This is a genomic window from Acinetobacter lactucae (genome assembly GCF_013344765.1).
In the GTDB taxonomy this organism is placed as follows: Bacteria; Pseudomonadota; Gammaproteobacteria; order Pseudomonadales; family Moraxellaceae; genus Acinetobacter; species Acinetobacter lactucae_A.
The window spans coordinates 1-16,991 of the sequence record NZ_JABVBF010000066.1; the positions used below are offsets into that span (position 1 = coordinate 1).

Genomic DNA, 16,991 nt, shown 5'->3' on the forward strand with positions numbered 1-16,991 from the left:
ATATTATTTGGCTTGTAGAACGTTGAACATAAAAAACCGGGCTTTAGCCCGGTTTTTTTGAAGTTTTACTGATTAGATGTCAGATAAATCTACGCCTAAACGAGCAGCAACTTCTTCATAAGCTTCAACAACACCGCCTAAACCTTGACGGAAACGGTCTTTGTCGAGTTTCTTCTTAGAGTCTTTATCCCATAAACGGCAGCCGTCTGGAGAGAACTCATCACCAAGCACGATGCGGTCATGGAAAACACCGAATTCAAGCTTGAAGTCCACCAAAATCATGTTGCCTTCTGCAAACAATGCTTTTAATACATCGTTTACTTTATAAGTTAAAACTTTCATTTGTTCTAACTGTTCAGCAGTCGCCCAACCTAAAGCAATCGCTTGAGATTCGTTAACCATTGGGTCGCCTAGACCGTCATCTTTATAGAACAATTCAAATGTAGGAGGAGTTAACTCTTTACCTTCTTCTACACCTAAGCGACGGCATAGAGAACCAGCTGCGTAGTTACGAATTACACATTCAACTGGAATCATTTGAAGTTTTTTAACAAGCACTTCAGTTGGAGAAAGCAATTTTTCAAAATGCGTTTCAATACCCGCAGCAGCAAGTTTTTCCATGATGAAGGCGTTAAAACGGTTGTTCACCTTGCCTTTACGATCTAGTTGTTCGATTTTTTCGCCGTTGAACGCAGAGGCATCATCACGAAAGACTAAAATCAGATGGTCGGCATTGTCTGTTTCATATACAGATTTTGCTTTACCAGTATAGAGCAAGGTTTGTTTTAACATGAGGGAACCTTTTAAAAAAAAAATGCCTAGTAAACGACTAGGCTGGCCAATTTTGGTAAATCTGGTTTAACACTTCAGCAGCCACATCTGGACTTGCAAAAGTGTTATCTACATTAAATAGAGCAAGAGTATGACTAGAACCTACACCAGTAAGTTTAAGCACATAAGTATTGTCATTTACTTTAATCGTCGCCTGATTACTACCTTGAGCGATGATGTTGAAATTTAAAGTACTTAAAGTTGCTTTAGTGTATTGCCAGATCTCGGCTGTATTTCCATCAACTTTTAATAACGGGTTCTTATTACCGTCAGTCACAAGCTGAGGACGTCCAAGGGCAGTCGACGTTTGAGCAGACGCATCTGCTGTCGCGTTACCTTGCGTTTGTTCAGGGCGTGGCAATTCAAAACGGTTGCCACGCTTGTTTTCAAACTTCGGTGCGTTATCGATAGCGCGCTGTTCTACAGTTGGTGCAGGATACAAAGGTGTCGCTGGTCGTACAGTTGCATCGGCAGGGTACTCAAGCGGGGCAAGTTGCTTGGCATTTTTATAATCTAAAGAATGATTATTAATTGCGAAGCGACTACAACCAGCTAAACTTAAGGCTGAAACTGCAAGGACTAAACCAAGACGTAATTGCATCATAAATTGCTCTTATTAAATAATTCCCGCATCTTTTAGGGCATTGCGGAGAGGTTCGCGATATTGCTCAGCGAGAGGAGTGAGTGGTAAACGAATACCAGTATCAATCAGTCCCATCTCATGTAGTGCCCATTTCACAGGAATTGGGTTTGATTCGCAAAATAGAATATTGTGTAAATTTGCAATCTTATTGTTAAGCGCCTTCGCTTGTTGCTCATCTTTGGCAATCGCAACAGCACATACTTCGCTCATGGCTTTAGGGGCAACATTTGCAGTAACCGAGATATTCCCATCAGCGCCGAGAAGCATAAGTTCCCATGCTGTCTCGTCGTCACCTGAGTACACAGCCATCTTGCCGTTTAACGCCTCAATTAAAGCTTTACCACGAGGGACATCACCCGTCGCATCTTTAATACCGACAATATTCGAGATCTCTGCTAAACGTACAGCTGTGTCGTTTGAAAGATCTACGCCAGTACGACCAGGCACGTTATAGAGAATAAGCGGTAATTCAACAGCTTCAGCAATCGCTTTATAGTGTTGGAATAGGCCTTCTTGAGTTGGCTTGTTATAGTATGGCGTTACAAGTAAAGCAGCATCTGCGCCAAGATCTTTCGCAGCTTTAGTTAATTCGATTGCTTCGCGGGTTGAGTTTGCACCAGTACCGGCAATAATTGGAATACGTTTGTTGGCTACACGAATAATTTCTTTAATAACCTGTGTGTGCTCTTCCATGCTCAATGTTGAGGCTTCGCCGGTTGTACCGACGGCTACAATACTGTTTGTACCTTGTTCTATGTGCCACTCAACCAGCTTCTCAAGACCCTTCCAATCTACACCGCCGTCTTTCAACATGGGTGTGACGATTGCGACGATTGAGCCTTGAATGGTCTGTGCTTGCTGAGTCATTTTTAAAAATATCCTATTTATCCATCCGAATCTGAGGTAAGAAAAACAAAATGTGGGATGGTTGCAGTATTTTGATTGTCCAGTTCTAACAATAACAGATTGTTGAATGACAATTATGCAAATTATGACTGATCAGACGCATAAGAACAATACGCCTAACGGATAATCGCGATGTAAACTTGAGGAAAAGATAGGGTGTTTTCATTATTGCCAGCTGAGAGAGACCCGTAAATATAACAATACAGCCTGATTCGACTGGGCCTTACTTAATATAGGCTTTTTTTATGGCAAGATAGAATGCAATTTTCCCGATTGGGATTGAAGATGACATGAATATGAATAAACAACCCCAAAATGCGGCTTTAATCGTAGTTGATGTACAAAATGGTTTTACACCGGGTGGAAACTTAGCAGTTGCCGATGCCGATACAATTATTCCAACCATTAACCAATTGGCCGGTTGTTTTGAAAATGTCGTTCTGACCCAAGATTGGCATCCGGATAATCATATATCTTTTGCACAAAACCATTCGGGTAAGCAGCCATTTGAAACAATTGAACTCGACTATGGACAGCAGGTGCTTTGGCCTAAGCATTGCGTACAAGGTACCAAAGATGCCGAATTCCATCCTGATTTAAATATTCCGACCGCTCAACTGATTATCCGAAAGGGCTTTCATGCGCATATTGATAGCTACTCGGCTTTTATGGAAGCAGACCACACCACAATGACGGGTTTAACGGGATACTTAAAAGAGCGTGGCATTGATACGGTTTATGTGGTCGGAATTGCTACGGATTTTTGTGTCGCATGGACTGCTTTAGATGCAGTAAAACAAGGTTTTAAAACTTTAGTGGTTGAAGATGCTTGCAAAGGTATTGATCTGAATGGTTCATTAGAAAATGCGTGGCAAACCATGCAGCAACAAGGTGTTGTCCGTATTCAATCGACTGATCTGTTGAGTAAGCACTAAGTATATTGCTCTAGTTTTTAACTTTCATATTTTATTTTTAGGGATTGAAAATATGGCTGCATTCCTGCGTTTTACCCAATTTATTCAAAAAACATTCGCGCTATGGGTGATTGTTTTTGCGGCTCTAGCGCTATGGCAACCTGAGTTTTTTGTCTGGCTTAAAGCGTACATCCCATGGATCTTAGGGATTATTATGCTCGGTATGGGAATGACCATGACCGTTGATGACTTTAAAGGGGTATTGCAAAGCCCTAAAGCGGTGTTGATTGGGGTGGTTGCCCAGTTTGTGGTGATGCCTGGTTTAGCATATGTTCTATGTAAATTATTTAATTTACCGCCTGAAATTGCAGTCGGGGTTATTTTGGTGGGGTGCTGTCCAGGCGGAACGGCTTCAAACGTAATTACCTATATGGCTAAAGGCAATGTGGCTTTATCAGTGGCCTGTACATCGGTATCTACGCTTTTAGCGCCTGTGCTAACACCTGCGATTTTCTATCTGCTAGCCAGCCAATGGTTAAAGATAGATGCAGCTTCGATGTTTATTTCGATTTTGCAGGTGGTGCTAGTGCCTATTGTGATTGGTCTGATTTTGCGAACTTGGCTTAAACGTCAGGTCGAATCCTATATTCAAGTTATGCCGTTAGTTTCAGTGATTGCAATTGTCGCGATTGTGGCAGCCATTATTGGTGGGAGCAAAGCAGCTATTTTACAGTCGGGTTTACTCATTTTGGCGGTAGTGATATTGCATAATGGGTTTGGTTATTTATTAGGTTTTACCGCAGCTCGTTTCTTTAAATTGCCTTATGCAGACAGTAAAGCAATTGCGGTAGAAGTCGGTATGCAAAACTCAGGTTTAGGTGTGGCACTTGCAGCAGTACATTTTGCTGCTTCTCCGATTACAGCAGTACCAAGCGCGATTTTCAGTCTTTGGCATAATATTTCTGGTCCTGCGCTTGCGACTTATTGGGCAAGTAAACACAAACAAGAATAACTGTAGAAAAATATACATTACAAAAGAAGGCCAAACGAATAGTTTGGCTTTTTTATTTAAAGAACATTTTAGGGGAAGCTGAATTTAGAACTGGTATGTCTTTTGCTTTGAATTGATGCACTAAAAATAACGTGAATATCAACATAAATCGCAAAGAAAAAAATAAGGCTTTTTTTGATGAACCAGATTTTTAAATTATTTATTCCCATGCTCTCAAGCAATTTAATTCTAGTTTTAAGTGGATTGATTGATATTGCTTATGTAGGGCATTTTAGCAATGACCATGTCGCCGCATTATCGGTGACCTTATCTTTATATACAGTGGTTTATGTCATTGGGATGGGTATTCTGCAAGGTGTGATCCTCAAGCTCTCGGAAGCTTATGGTTGCCATGACATACCCCATATTCGTCAAATTTTTATTCAAGGCATTTGGCTGATGTTAGGTTCAGCGTTGCTGAGTATTGGTTTGCTTTACTTGTTCCGTGATTTACCAAAATTGTTTGGCGCATCTGAACATGTCATTTCAATTACTAAAAACTGTATTTGGCTTTTGGTATTTATCTTACCTGCGCATTTACTGATGCGCTTATTTACAGCTTTGTCTCAGGTCACTGAAAATGCGCATAAGGTTTTAGTATCAGATATTATTTTCTTCATTTTTAAAATTATTTTGTCCTATCTTTTGATTTATGGTGTCGCTTTATTTTCAATTCCACCACTCGGTGCCATAGGGGCTTTGTTAGCCACTCTCATTGTACGGTGGTTTATGTTGGCTGTTTATTACCTATTTTTTCTGGAGAAAGGATACATCTTTATTGAGCAACCAGAACGGTCAGTTGAAGATCGTCGACAAAGTCTGCGGATGATTTTAAAAATAGGGATACCCACTGCGATTATGGCGTTGATGGACGTCGTTGCATTTTGTTCAGTTGCTATTCTAATTTTGCCTTTTGGGAGTGTGGTATCAGCAGCCCATCAAATTGTCGCGAGTACTGGCGGCTTCATGTTTATTTTTCCTTCATCAATTGCTTCGGCTTATAGCATTTTGGTGTCGCGATCTATGGGCAGCGGTAACATGGAAGAAGCAAACAAAATTGCCAGACAAAGTATATGGGTAATTATGGCAATGAGTGGCACTCTTTCCCTGTGTTTATGGTTAGAACGGGACTTAATTGTTACCTTCTATTCAGATGATTTGGCCGTACAAATTTTGGCTGCATCACTGTTGTTGATCGTATGTTTATCTCATTTTCTAGATGGCCTGATGACGTTATTGACCTCTTTATTGCGCTGTTGGGATGTTTCGATTTTACCAATGCTGATTTTCTTGGTCGTGATTTTATGCTTCGGATTGGGCGGTGGTTGGTGGATGGCCTATAAAGGACTGCATTGGCAGAATATCTCGATTTCTGCGATGGGAATTTATGGTTTTTGGTGGATGGCAGCCATAAGTTATTTTGTGGCTTGTCTAATGAGTGCCATATGTTTCCGTTTTAGAAAACAATTAAGAGGGTTTTGATTGGGTAGATCAACGCAACCTTAAAGAGGATGTTCTACTAACCAATCTTCAATTTCATTTTCAGAAATCACTTCAAAACCATGGCGCCGCAACAGTGCCGTGGTGATTCCAGTTCCCACAATTTTTTCGCCTTGAAAAGTACCGTTATAAATTTTTTGACTGCCGCAAGATGGACTATTTTCTTTTAATACCACACAACTTGCTTTTATTTGTTGTGCAACTTCTAGGGTGCGATAAGCACCTTTTAAATATAGATCAGTCACATCTAAACCAGATGAATCGGTAATTTTTGCTTTGCCATCAAGTACATCTTGACCTGTTCCTCCTACAATCTCTGCGGGTAAGCGAGGTGTAGTAAAACCCCCTAATAACTCTGGGCATAATGCTTGGGCTTTTTTATTGATTAATAGCTGCTTAAGTCGGGTATTTGGACAGGATTTACCATCATATCGAACAGGTTCACCAATTAAACATGCGCTCACTAAGATCATAAGTTTTCCTGAACCAAATGGATGGTGTGGCTGTCTATAAGAATCATAAACAAAATTTGAAAACTGACCATTAATTTTAAAATAGCTTAATTTAAGATTACTAAAATTATGTAATTCATAATTAAGTTATGTATTGCATAATTTAATTGTTTTTAGTAGCATCTAATTCAAGGTAAATGGCCATTGGAGATCCAACAAGGATGTTGGTCTCCATAAATCTATAAATGATTTTTAGGAAAAGACGATTTTTAAGGGTTTATTGAAAAATCTCAATCGTACTTTTAGATAACAAAGGACAGTGTGTATGGAAAACAAACACCACATGGAACGGAAATTAATCATCAAAGGCTTTACGCCCATCATATCTTCGTTTTAGTGACTCGTTTTTTTCTCATAGGATGCGTTGGGTTAAGGCATTTTGACGGTTCAAAGACCTACCCAATAAATACGTATTCTATAGAGAAAGGAGCTGAATTGATCAGCAATAGAGATAAACGGAACAGGTAATCACCAGAGGGAAACTAGATGGATATTTTAGAGAACCCATTAGAATTATGCGGTTTTGCATTTATTGAATTTGTTTCAAAAGAAAATGAATTAGATCCAGTTTTTGAAACAATCGGCTTTTCAAAAGTAGCCAAGCATAAATCGAAAGAAGCGTACTTATGGCGTCAAGGAAATATCAATATTATCCTGAATTATCAGCCAGAATCTTATGCTTCATTCTTCTTTAATGAACATGGTCCATCTGCTTGTGCGATGGGTTTTAAAACACGTGATGCAGCAAAAGCTTTCCAAAAAGCAGTAGAGCTTGGTGCTGAACCAATGTATTCAAAAGTTGGGCCAATGGAGCTCAACATTCCGGCAATTAAAGGTATTGGTGGCATGCCAATCTTTTTAGTTGACCGTGATATTTATGAAAATGACTTTGTTTTCTATGATGATGCCGAAAGACATCCAGTAGGTGCAGGCTTAAACGAGATTGACCACTTAACTCATAACGTCTACAAAGGCCGTATGGAGTATTGGGCAAACTTTTATGAAAAAATCTTTAACTTCCAAGAAATTCGCTACTTTGATATTAAAGGTGAATATACTGGCTTAACGTCTAAAGCATTAACAGCGCCAGACGGTATGATCCGTATTCCTTTAAATGAAGACTCAGACAAAGGAAATGGCCAAATTGCAGAATTCTTAGCTGATTTTAATGGTGAAGGTATTCAGCATATCGCATTTATTTGTGATGACTTAATCTCGACTTGGGATAAGTTAAAAGGCCTTGGTCTGAAATTTATGACTCCGCCACCAAATACGTATTATGAAATGCTAGAAGATCGTTTACCTGAGCATGGTGAACCGACTGACGAATTAAAACAACGCGGTATTCTGCTTGATGGTAATACTAAAGACGGTCAGAAAAAGCTGTTATTGCAAATTTTCTCTCAAAATATGATTGGTCCAGTTTTCTTTGAATTTATTCAACGTAAAGATGATGACGGCTTTGGTGAGGGGAACTTCAAAGCGTTGTTCGAGTCGATTGAACGTGACCAGATTCGCCGTGGTGTTTTAGAAACTAAATAAATAAGCTGAGCTTTATTCCTGATCTAAAAAAAACCAAGAGTTTGACCTCTTGGTTTTTTTATTCCTATTGATTAGCGGCTTTTAATATATTGATTGATGAGGTTTACTTCATTTTTCAAGATTTCAATCGTTTTACTGTGAGGGTCGACTGGTAAAAACATTTCGCTATCCAGTGCGACAATACAAAACTCAATGCTTTGATTTGAGTTAAACACAGGTAAACCCACCGCATTAATTCCTGTCAGTAAGTCACCTTTCGCTGCCGACATTTGTTGTTGGCGAATGGTTTCCTTGAGCTCAGTAAACGCTTGCCAGTTCTGTGGTGCGATGTTTAGACCAAGCTCTTGATGCTTTTGCCATTCAGCTTCCATTAAAGGGCGAACAAAATGCTCTGGAAGATAAGAAGCAAATAAACGTCCCGCAGCAGAATTGACTAAAGGCATAATCGAGCCGACTTTAGTGACAATCGAAATAGGGTGGTTCGATTCAATTGATTGAACCACGACAGGACCTTTCGGAGACCATTTACTGATTTGTATGCCGCAACCAATTTTGTTTTGTAGGTCGTAAATTAAATGCTGTACCAGCTGTAGTGTGTCGCTATGCTGAACACAGTTTAGACCTAAGCGCCATGCCTGATCACCTAAAGCATATTGCCCATCATCAAGCTGTTTTGCATATTCCATGCGAATAAGGCTAACCAGATAGCGATGCACTTTGGCAGGATGCATTTCTAGTTTGCTCGATAGATCTTTGAGAATAATAGGTTGATTGTGCTCTAAAAGGGCGTTTAGTACAGATAAACCGACTTCAAGTGATTGAACCCCCCCAGATACTTTTTCTTCAATCATTTAAATACCCTTAATAAATTTACTTCAGCTGTTAAACAGTGACGATCAAAACATAAATTGAAATTGGTGCGTTTTACATCATGCCTGAGCCTAGTGAAAAATAGAAATCACCTTTTTCTATTAGCGAAATTGACATGTTTAATAATCAACAATTTTCTAAAATCACTATGCTCTCATTTATAGCGCAATTTTCTAGAAATTTAGCGGTTTTAAATAATATAAATCGGCATTGATATAGAACTGCTCTTAAAACAATTCTAATCAATGCCGATTTTTTTGTGCGCTCTTTAAAAATTAGGTTCCTAACTCTTCTTCATGTAAGAAATGAGTGTGGTGTGGAGCGCGTTTGGTTTTGCTCCATTCCTCTAGCATTTCAGTTTTCATCTCTTCAGTAATTTTTGCAATTTTTTCTTCAGCATGCACATCGTTATAAGTCAGTTCTAAACGGTGGCCATTTGGGTCAAAGAAGTAAATTGAGTGGAAAATACCGTGGTTGGTCACGCCTAAAACTTTCACGCCATTTTCTTCTAAATGTTGCTTGGCAGCCATTAGTGCATTTAAGTCTTCAACTTCAAAAGCAATATGCTGTACCCATTGAGGCGTATTTTCGTCGCGCCCCATTTCTGGTTGAGTTGGCAATTCAAAAAATGCCAAAACGTTACCTTGGCCGGCATCTAAGAATAAATGCATATATGGGTCAAAGGCTTTAGTTGAAGGTACATGGTCCTCGGCAAAAGCTAAAATGAAGTCCATGTTGAGCATTTTTTTATACCACTCAACGGTCTCTTTCGCATCCTTACAACGATATGCAACGTGATGTATTTTTTTAATGGCAAATGTCATGTTGAAACTCCTTTTTACTATTCCCAATCTGGTTGTTGTTCTGGCGCCGCGTTATAGAAGGCTGGGATAGACAAACAATGGTGATAAATCGATTCAATTTTTGGAAACGCAGATAAATCAATCTTGAAGCGTTTCGCGTTGTAGACCTGTGGAATCAGGCAGCAATCGGCAATAGTTGCTTGTTGTCCAAAGCAAAATTTTCCATTTGAATCTTGAAGTTGCTGTTCGAGATTTTGAAAGCCTTCAATAATCCAGTGCTGATACCAATAATTTTTCTGCTCATCTGAAACATTTAAGTCATTTTTTAAGTATTTCAGTACGCGTAAGTTGTTTAACGGGTGAATATCGCAAGCGATTGCTTGAGCAAAGGCACGGATTTTGGCTCTCTCTTGCACATCATTTGGAAGTAATTTGGTCTCTGAATATTGCTCATCCAGATATTCCAAAATACTTAACGATTGAGACAAGGTTAAATCGCCGTCAATTAAAGTCGGAACGAGAGCACTGCGGTTTAACTTTAAATAGTCTTCGCTTTGCTGTTCATTTTTTACCAGATGGATTGGAACAGTCTCATAAGCTAAAGCTTTAATGTTTAGACCAATCCGTACTCTGTAGGCTGCAGAGCTACGAAAGTAACTATACAGCTTCATAGTCAGGCTCCGAAGTTTCTGCAAAATCGAAATTTAATGCAGGAAGAACCGTGTTTCGAACTTCACCAAAGCCAATGCGAATACCATTTTTCTCACAGTGGCCTTTCATAATGAGGGTATCGCCGTCTTGCAAGAAACCACGAGTTTCACCATTAGCAAGAGTTAACGGCTTGGTGGTGTTCCAAGTCAGCTCAAGCAAGCTGCCATATGAATCTGGTGTAGAACCAGAAATGGTGCCTGAACCCATTAAGTCACCGACCTGAACGTTACAGCCACCAATGGTGTGGTGAGTGAGCTGTTGAGCCATAGACCAATACATATATTTGAAATTAGTTTTGCAGATTACATCAGCTTGTGCTGATTTCGGGCTTTGAATTTCAACACTCAAATTAATGTCGTAACTATTCGCGATATTTTCTTGTAAATACGCTAAAGGTTTAGGCTCTTGTTTTGGACCTTCAACTTTAAATGGCTCAAGTGCTTCAAGTGTTACCACCCAAGGAGAAATCGAACTTGCAAAAGTTTTTGCGTTAAATGGTCCAAGTGGAACATATTCCCATTGCTGGATATCACGTGCTGACCAGTCATTGAGTAATACCATTCCAAAAATATGGTCCCATGCATTTTCAATCGAGATCGGTTGACCAAGCTCAGTTGGTTTACCAATTACAAATGCGGTTTCAAGTTCAAAATCGAGTTTACGCGTCGCTGAGAAAACTGGACGCTCTTCATTTGGAAGTTTAATTTGTCCAGATGGACGCACGACTTGAGTGCCACTGACTACAACAGAGCTAGCACGGCCGTTATAACCAACAGGCAATTCAGTCCAGTTTGGCAGTAAAGCATTTTTAGGGTCGCGGAACATACAGCCTACATTGGTGGCATGCTCTTTAGAAGAATAGAAGTCAGTATAACCAGATACTTGAAGTGGTAAATGCAAAGTTACGCTGTCTTGCTTAACCAGAACTTCTTGGCGTAATGCTTCATTTTCTTGAAGCGTTAAATTTTCAACCGAGAGAAGAGACTGTAGTGTCTTACGAACTTTTGACCAGTTGGCTTTGCCAGACTCGATAAATTTATTCAGTGTAGGCTGGTTAAAATATGTGTCTTGTTCTGAGAGTTTTAAAAGACCGTGCTTTTCAAGCGCAGCGAGATCAATCACCCAATCACTAATAGCTACACCAACTTGACGCTCACTTTCGTTAGCTCTGCTAAAAATACCGTAAGGTAAATTATGAATAGTGAAATCTGATTGAGGTGAAACTTCAATAAAAGAGCTTAGTTTTTGTTCCATTTTCGCGTCCTTGTCTTTATCTCGGGTCTTATACAAATAAAAGTTCGGTCTAGGACTGAGCTACTCGATAAGTTTTTAACCTTTGCTTAGATCATCTTTTGTCTTATGAGTTTGATGTAGACCGAGCACAACCAATTGCTTCATGTCTCTATAATACTGAATTCATAAAATTACGCAATACATAATTTAATTACACATTTCATAATAATTGTCATTTCTTGTATTTTCTGTTTTCATTCGCGGTCATGAGAAAAGTCACGCAATTATTTTTTCATGAATCTCTATGAAAGTTTGATCAATTTATGATATACGTAATTTATTGGAAAAAAATTACGTGACACGGATGAGAATAATCATATGTCAGCACAAGAGCAAGGAAACCTGAAACATGGTTTGAGTAATCGGCACATCCAGCTTATTGCATTGGGTGGGGCGATTGGCACAGGGCTTTTTCTTGGTATATCACAATCGATTAAATTAGCAGGTCCATCGGTCATCCTCGGTTATGCCATTGCAGGATTTATTGCTTTTTTAATGATGCGTCAGCTTGGCGAAATGGTGGTTGAAGAGCCAGTCAGTGGTTCTTTTAGTCATTTTGCCTACAAATATTGGGGACCATTTGCAGGGTTCATGTCAGGATGGAACTATTGGGTACTCAATGTGCTCGTCTGTATGGCAGAACTAAGCGCAATTGGTCTTTATATTCAATATTGGTGGCCGCAAATCCCAACGTGGGCATCTGCTTTAACCTTCTTTGTCTTAATTAATGGCATTAATTTGCTACATGTTAAGTTTTTTGGCGAAATGGAATTTTGGTTTTCTATTGTCAAAATCTTGGCGATTCTTGCAATGATTGGTTTTGGTTCATATTTACTTGCAACAGGCACGGCAGGTCCACAGGCAAGCATTTCGAACCTTTGGGCACTTGGCGGTTTCTTCCCGTTTGGTGTTGAAGGCTTAGTGATGGCAATGGCGGTCATTATTTTTGCTTTTGGTGGTATTGAGCTTTTCGGTATTACTGCGGCTGAAGCACGTGACCCTGATAAAACTTTACCTAAAGCTGTGAATCAAATTATTTACCGTATTTTGATTTTCTATATCGCAACACTTTTTGTTTTATTCTCGCTATTCCCATGGAACCAAATGGCACAAGGCGGTAGCCCGTTTGTGATGGTATTTGCTTCTTTAGATAGCCAAGGCATTGCAACGTTATTGAACTTTGTCATTTTGACAGCAGCGGTTTCAGTTTATAACGGTACAAGTTATTGCAGTAGCCGTATGTTGTTAGGCCTTGCGCAACAAGGAAATGCACCAAAAGTATTTGCACGTATTAATAAACGCGGTATTCCAACCAATGCAGTGATCCTTTCTGCAGCAGTTACTATTTTATGTGTATTGCTAAACTATATTTTCCCTGAAAAAGCATTTGGTTTGCTCATGATGCTTGTAGTTGCAGCGATTGTAATTAACTGGGTTGTAATTTCATGGACGCATTTAAAATTCCGTAAATTTATGATGCGCCAAGGGCAAACAACGAAGTTTCCAAGCTTTATGTATCCGTTTAGCAATTATCTTTGCATCGTGTTTATGTTGGGCATTTTAGTTGTAATGTCTTTAACACCAGACATGCGTGTTGCGGTCATGATGATTCCTGGTTGGATCTTGTGTTTGATGGTAGCTTATCAATTTAAACGCCGAAAATTAAAAGCTGAGCAGTCTGTACCTGCTTTAGAAGCAGATATTTAGTAAGTCATTGAGTTATATTTAAAAAAGGACGTATTTTAGACGTCCTTTTTTATTTTTAAAATTTAACAACAGAAATTAAAGGACTTTATTATTGTTATAATATAACATTTCCTGAATTTAATGATGAGCATCTTTCCCATTTTTGGTGAAGATGGGGCATATTTATGAAGCGTTATTTAGGTTTAATTTTATTATCTCTCACAGCGTGTAGCACTCAAACACCCAAGCCAAAGATTTCTTTGCACACTCAGACATCTGTACCTCAACCTACAAAATCAGTAGTCAAAATAAAACCGCAACCTGAGGCGTATGTTGCATGGTTAGCTATAGGAGATCACAGGCAGTCTGTACAAGCTTACAAGCAATTTCTTAAGCAAAAGGGACTTGCCGATTTAGTACCAGATCATGAACTATTACGCTCAGCTCGAGACTGGCAAAAATGTGGAGTTGAACCCTATGCGGTGCCGCCACGCGAGATTTGGTCCAATATTGTTCCGACGCTTAGCATTTTAAAAGCGTTAGTTGATGATGGTGTGCTTAACGATTTTGAGGTGACTTCGGTCTACCGAGCTTTATCTTTAAACCGCTGTGCAGGTGGTGCGGATGCTTCCCGGCATGTCTTTAATGCAGCGCTTGATTTTCGAATTGGGCCAGAACAGCCTACCGATTTGGACCAGTTCAATATCCAGCAAGCTAAAACCAAACTTTGTCAGTTTTGGGAAACCAAGGGCCAAGCACTTAATATGGGTCTAGGTGTTTATGCTTCGGGACAAATTCATATTGATAGCCAAGGATTCCGTTCATGGGGGCCAGACCATCACTATAGAACCTCGATTTGTCAGTAAATATAAAAGCAATTTTTTCAAATACTAAGAGAGTTGGTGTAAAGAAAAGCAGTTTAAAAACTTGATTAATAATTATGTTATAACATAACATTATTGTGGTTTAGAAATAGATTACGCCTGTGATCTGGCCACATTTATATGGCTAGCCATGATCAGTTTAAATATCATTCAAAGAGATAAAGCCATGCATACTGCAATCGCCAACTCATTTGCCAAGCTTCCCGTCACTGTTTTATCGGGCTTTTTGGGTGCAGGAAAGACCACATTACTCAATCATATTTTAAATAATCGTGAAGGCCGTCGTATTGCCGTGATCGTAAATGATATGTCTGAGGTGAATATTGATGCGGCATTAGTGCGCGAAGGTGGGGCGGAGCTTTCAAGAACAGATGAAAAACTGGTTGAAATGAGTAATGGCTGTATCTGTTGTACGCTAAGAGAAGATTTATTGGTCGAGGTGAGACGTTTGGCCGATGAAGGACGCTTTGACCAATTGGTGATTGAGTCAACGGGTATTTCAGAACCGTTACCTGTGGCAGAAACCTTTACCTTCGAAGATGAAAATGGAAATTCTCTAAATGAATTTGCTCGTCTCGACACAATGGTCACGGTAGTCGATGCTTTTAACTTCCTTAAAGATTATAGTTCGGTTGACTCACTGCAACAACGTGGCGAGTCATTAGGCGAACAAGATGAGAGAACTGTGGTCGATCTTCTCATCGATCAGATCGAGTTTTGTGATGTGATTGTGCTGAATAAAATTGATTTGATTGACCAAGCTCAGCAAGAGCAGCTCACTGCGATTCTAAAGACCTTAAACCCACGTGCCCGAATTGAAATTGCTCAATTTGGAAAGATTGGTTTAGATAAAATTTTAAATACACAGTTATTCGATTTTGATGAAGCAGCACAAGCGCCAGGATGGTTAAAAGAATTGCGTGGTGAGCATACGCCAGAGACCGAAGAGTATGGAATCAGTAGCTTTGTTTACCGTGCGCGTCGACCTTTTCATCCAGAGCGTTTTTATGATTTAGTACAGGCTGAATGGCCGGGAGTCGTCCGTTCCAAAGGCTTTTTCTGGTTGGCTGCCGAACCGACATTGGCTTATTCATGGTCGCAAGCGGGCGCAATGGCTCGACACGGCTTAGCAGGCTATTGGTGGGCAGCCGTTGCAGAAGAAGACTGGCCAAGTGACCTAGCCAGTATTGAACAAATTAAGAAAAATTGGGACGCTCAAACAGGTGATGCACGTCAGGAGCTGGTTTTAATTGGTATGCAAATGGATGAGCAAGCTTTAATACAACGCCTAGATCGTTGTTTGTTAAGCGATGAAGAAATGGCTTTAGGTCCACAAGTTTGGCAAAGCTGGTCTAATCCTTTTAAGCAAGATGATGAAACCATGCTAATTGCTTAATTAAATAAGCCCCTATTTTAAAGGGGCTTATTTTTTAGGATTTATCTTTAATGAATACTTTTCGAATGTAGCTGTTAAGCGGTGTGGAATAGTATTTTTCAATCGCTGCACTGATGATAAAAGTCAGAACCAAATAGCCAATTAAAAGCATAATTTTGATGCTAGAGTCGGTTTGAGTCGGAATAAAAGCAACTTTCATAAGACCCAGCACAACCAGATGAAACAAATAAGTTTCATAACTTCTTTGCCCTAACCAGACCATCACTTTGGTAAATAGGTTATGCGCTTGTGTTTCGGAAGGATGCTGAAAACACAAAATCAGTAAGCCGGTGGCAAGAGCAAATAAGCTAATACCCCAAGTACTCACTTCTTTAATTGGCGCATATAAATAAAGAGCGGTCATGCTCAAAATAATCAACCATGAAAGAGGTTTTTTATAGTGCCAATTTGGCTGATATTTATGAGAAAAAATCGCCGTTAAACAGCCAATTGCTATGCCATCAAAACTCGAAAAATAATGATATAAATAGGCGCCGCTTTCTTCTCCAAAATGCAGAGATCTAAAATAAGGGCCATATAAAATTACGCCAACAAGTAAAGCAATAAAGACCTTATTACTACGCGTGAGCAGGCACAATAATGGAAAAACAAAGTAAAAAACTTCTTCTACAGAGAGCGACCACAACACGCCTAAAGCATAGTTTACCCAACCGAATTTAATAATCAGGATATTCATCCAGAAGGTTAAAGCTGCAAAAATTGTTAATGGATAGGAAACCTCAATGCCATTAGGGGCTTGGTTCATAAAGGGTTTTAAGTCAAATGAACCAAGTACACTTACACCTAAAATGAGTAATACCAGACACGGTAAAATACGTGCTGCTCGTCGGATATAAAAATGCTTGAGGTTAATTGCGGAGAATTGTTTGTCTCTTTTTAAGGTGTGATGGGTAATTAAAAAACCCGAAATCACAAAAAACATGGTGACGCCATAATTTCCATTTCTTGCGATGACTGTGCTAAATGCTTCACCTAAGAAATCAAAACCTAACCATGTGTCTTTAAGTTTATAGGGAATATTAAAATGATGTAAAAGAACCAAAAGGATAGAAATTCCTCGAAGAATATCTATTTTATAATTACGCATTCGATGTGCTTCCAGTTTTATTAATATACTGTGTGGCAGAAGAATACTATCGATCAGTGATTTTAAATAAAAATTTTAAGCAGCATTTCGTAAATCAGAAAAGACCATACTTTTCACGTCCTTGAATGGAGCACAGGCTTAGCAGAAATAACTATTAAATAAATATTGATAAAAGCTTAATATATTTGAATTTCTCTACATAAAACTTTAAATTAGCTCTTATTGAGCTATGTTTATTTTTTAAACTTTTTAAAATCTATTTAATTCATAAATTAACATGTTGTATGTGGTTGTATATACAT

16 protein-coding genes are annotated in these 16,991 nt (G+C 39.2%); 7 read left to right on the forward strand and 9 right to left on the reverse strand.

Going from position 1 to position 16,991, the window contains the following annotated elements:
- Window positions 1-72: 72 nt before the first annotated feature.
- From purC to dapA, 3 genes are read right to left on the reverse strand one after another with little or no spacing between them, the layout of a single operon-like run.
- Window positions 73-792, reverse strand: a complete 720-nt coding sequence (gene purC / locus HUN22_RS08675; protein WP_002119240.1) for a phosphoribosylaminoimidazolesuccinocarboxamide synthase — start codon at window positions 790-792, stop codon at window positions 73-75.
- 37 nt (window positions 793-829) lie between these two features.
- Window positions 830-1,432 carry a lipoprotein-34 precursor (NlpB) gene (locus HUN22_RS08680; RefSeq protein WP_080648743.1) on the reverse strand — a complete coding sequence of 201 codons (603 nt, stop codon included), beginning with the start codon at window positions 1,430-1,432 and terminating at the stop codon, window positions 830-832.
- Between the two features lie 15 nt (window positions 1,433-1,447).
- The gene (gene dapA, locus HUN22_RS08685; RefSeq protein ID WP_016143864.1) at window positions 1,448-2,341 is read right to left on the reverse strand and encodes a 4-hydroxy-tetrahydrodipicolinate synthase; all 894 of its coding nucleotides are present in this window, start codon (window positions 2,339-2,341) and stop codon (window positions 1,448-1,450) included.
- Window positions 2,342-2,670: 329 nt separating this feature from the next.
- Here dapA and pncA point away from each other — a divergent pair, with 329 nt between their 5' ends.
- The 3 genes from pncA (at window position 2,671) to HUN22_RS08700 (ending at window position 5,827) form a co-directional block, all read left to right on the forward strand.
- Window positions 2,671-3,315 carry a bifunctional nicotinamidase/pyrazinamidase gene (gene pncA / locus HUN22_RS08690; RefSeq protein WP_174728160.1) on the forward strand — a complete coding sequence of 215 codons (645 nt, stop codon included), beginning with the start codon at window positions 2,671-2,673 and terminating at the stop codon, window positions 3,313-3,315.
- A 52-nt stretch (window positions 3,316-3,367) separates the two neighbouring features.
- Window positions 3,368-4,306 (forward strand): bile acid:sodium symporter family protein, encoded by a 939-nt coding sequence (locus HUN22_RS08695; RefSeq protein ID WP_174728163.1) that lies wholly within the window; start codon window positions 3,368-3,370, stop codon window positions 4,304-4,306.
- A 177-nt stretch (window positions 4,307-4,483) separates the two neighbouring features.
- A complete protein-coding gene (locus tag HUN22_RS08700) occupies window positions 4,484-5,827 on the forward strand; it encodes an MATE family efflux transporter (RefSeq protein WP_174728166.1) in 1,344 nt (447 codons plus the stop codon).
- Window positions 5,828-5,847: 20 nt separating this feature from the next.
- Here HUN22_RS08700 and HUN22_RS08705 read toward each other — a convergent pair whose 3' ends face one another.
- Window positions 5,848-6,318 (reverse strand): DUF523 domain-containing protein, encoded by a 471-nt coding sequence (locus HUN22_RS08705; RefSeq protein WP_061874193.1) that lies wholly within the window; start codon window positions 6,316-6,318, stop codon window positions 5,848-5,850.
- Window positions 6,319-6,843: 525 nt separating this feature from the next.
- On the opposite strand from HUN22_RS08705, the gene hppD reads away from it, so the two are divergent.
- A complete protein-coding gene (hppD, locus tag HUN22_RS08710) occupies window positions 6,844-7,899 on the forward strand; it encodes a 4-hydroxyphenylpyruvate dioxygenase (RefSeq protein ID WP_174728169.1) in 1,056 nt (351 codons plus the stop codon).
- Between the two features lie 71 nt (window positions 7,900-7,970).
- Here the strand turns inward: hppD and HUN22_RS08715 are convergent, their stop codons facing one another.
- The 4 genes from HUN22_RS08715 to fahA form a co-directional block, all read right to left on the reverse strand.
- Window positions 7,971-8,750, reverse strand: a complete 780-nt coding sequence (locus HUN22_RS08715) for an IclR family transcriptional regulator (RefSeq protein ID WP_016143858.1) — start codon at window positions 8,748-8,750, stop codon at window positions 7,971-7,973.
- A gap of 294 nt (window positions 8,751-9,044) precedes the next feature.
- Window positions 9,045-9,593 carry a VOC family protein gene (locus tag HUN22_RS08720; RefSeq protein ID WP_016143857.1) on the reverse strand — a complete coding sequence of 183 codons (549 nt, stop codon included), beginning with the start codon at window positions 9,591-9,593 and terminating at the stop codon, window positions 9,045-9,047.
- Between the two features lie 17 nt (window positions 9,594-9,610).
- Window positions 9,611-10,243: a maleylacetoacetate isomerase gene (gene maiA, locus HUN22_RS08725; protein ID WP_174728171.1), complete on the reverse strand. Its 633-nt coding sequence runs from the start codon at window positions 10,241-10,243 to the stop codon at window positions 9,611-9,613.
- Complete coding sequence (gene fahA / locus HUN22_RS08730) at window positions 10,230-11,537, reverse strand: fumarylacetoacetase (RefSeq protein ID WP_174728174.1); 1,308 nt, start codon at window positions 11,535-11,537, stop codon at window positions 10,230-10,232. Before fahA ends, maiA begins: the two co-directional genes overlap by 14 nt.
- A gap of 357 nt (window positions 11,538-11,894) precedes the next feature.
- On the opposite strand from fahA, the gene HUN22_RS08735 reads away from it, so the two are divergent.
- From HUN22_RS08735 to zigA, 3 genes are all read left to right on the forward strand, one after another.
- Window positions 11,895-13,283, forward strand: coding sequence for an amino acid permease (locus HUN22_RS08735; protein WP_174728177.1), 1,389 nt, complete (start codon window positions 11,895-11,897; stop codon window positions 13,281-13,283).
- 164 nt (window positions 13,284-13,447) lie between these two features.
- Window positions 13,448-14,128, forward strand: coding sequence for a D-Ala-D-Ala carboxypeptidase ZrlA (gene zrlA / locus HUN22_RS08740; protein WP_174728180.1), 681 nt, complete (start codon window positions 13,448-13,450; stop codon window positions 14,126-14,128).
- Between the two features lie 148 nt (window positions 14,129-14,276).
- Window positions 14,277-15,542, forward strand: coding sequence for a zinc metallochaperone GTPase ZigA (gene zigA, locus HUN22_RS08745; RefSeq protein ID WP_174728183.1), 1,266 nt, complete (start codon window positions 14,277-14,279; stop codon window positions 15,540-15,542).
- Between the two features lie 34 nt (window positions 15,543-15,576).
- On the opposite strand, the gene HUN22_RS08750 is transcribed toward zigA, so the two are convergent.
- Window positions 15,577-16,689 (reverse strand): acyltransferase family protein, encoded by a 1,113-nt coding sequence (locus HUN22_RS08750; protein ID WP_174728187.1) that lies wholly within the window; start codon window positions 16,687-16,689, stop codon window positions 15,577-15,579.
- Window positions 16,690-16,991: the final 302 nt, after the last annotated feature.

Excerpts from the sequence above, each read along its gene's own strand:
- HUN22_RS08720 (WP_016143857.1), bottom strand. The coding sequence starts at position 9,593 with ATGACATTTGCCATTAAAAAAATACATCACGTTGCATATCGTTGTAAG.
- HUN22_RS08695 (WP_174728163.1), top strand. The coding sequence starts at position 3,368 with ATGGCTGCATTCCTGCGTTTTACCCAATTTATTCAAAAAACATTCGCG.
- HUN22_RS08700 (WP_174728166.1), top strand. The coding sequence starts at position 4,484 with ATGAACCAGATTTTTAAATTATTTATTCCCATGCTCTCAAGCAATTTA.
- fahA (WP_174728174.1), bottom strand. The coding sequence starts at position 11,537 with ATGGAACAAAAACTAAGCTCTTTTATTGAAGTTTCACCTCAATCAGAT.
- HUN22_RS08750 (WP_174728187.1), bottom strand. The coding sequence starts at position 16,689 with ATGCGTAATTATAAAATAGATATTCTTCGAGGAATTTCTATCCTTTTG.
- dapA (WP_016143864.1), bottom strand. The coding sequence starts at position 2,341 with ATGACTCAGCAAGCACAGACCATTCAAGGCTCAATCGTCGCAATCGTC.
- pncA (WP_174728160.1), top strand. The coding sequence starts at position 2,671 with ATGAATATGAATAAACAACCCCAAAATGCGGCTTTAATCGTAGTTGAT.
- zigA (WP_174728183.1), top strand. The coding sequence starts at position 14,277 with ATGATCAGTTTAAATATCATTCAAAGAGATAAAGCCATGCATACTGCA.
- HUN22_RS08715 (WP_016143858.1), bottom strand. The coding sequence starts at position 8,750 with ATGATTGAAGAAAAAGTATCTGGGGGGGTTCAATCACTTGAAGTCGGT.
- purC (WP_002119240.1), bottom strand. The coding sequence starts at position 792 with ATGTTAAAACAAACCTTGCTCTATACTGGTAAAGCAAAATCTGTATAT.
- HUN22_RS08735 (WP_174728177.1), top strand. The coding sequence starts at position 11,895 with ATGTCAGCACAAGAGCAAGGAAACCTGAAACATGGTTTGAGTAATCGG.
- hppD (WP_174728169.1), top strand. The coding sequence starts at position 6,844 with ATGGATATTTTAGAGAACCCATTAGAATTATGCGGTTTTGCATTTATT.
- HUN22_RS08705 (WP_061874193.1), bottom strand. The coding sequence starts at position 6,318 with ATGATCTTAGTGAGCGCATGTTTAATTGGTGAACCTGTTCGATATGAT.
- zrlA (WP_174728180.1), top strand. The coding sequence starts at position 13,448 with ATGAAGCGTTATTTAGGTTTAATTTTATTATCTCTCACAGCGTGTAGC.
- maiA (WP_174728171.1), bottom strand. The coding sequence starts at position 10,243 with ATGAAGCTGTATAGTTACTTTCGTAGCTCTGCAGCCTACAGAGTACGG.
- HUN22_RS08680 (WP_080648743.1), bottom strand. The coding sequence starts at position 1,432 with ATGCAATTACGTCTTGGTTTAGTCCTTGCAGTTTCAGCCTTAAGTTTA.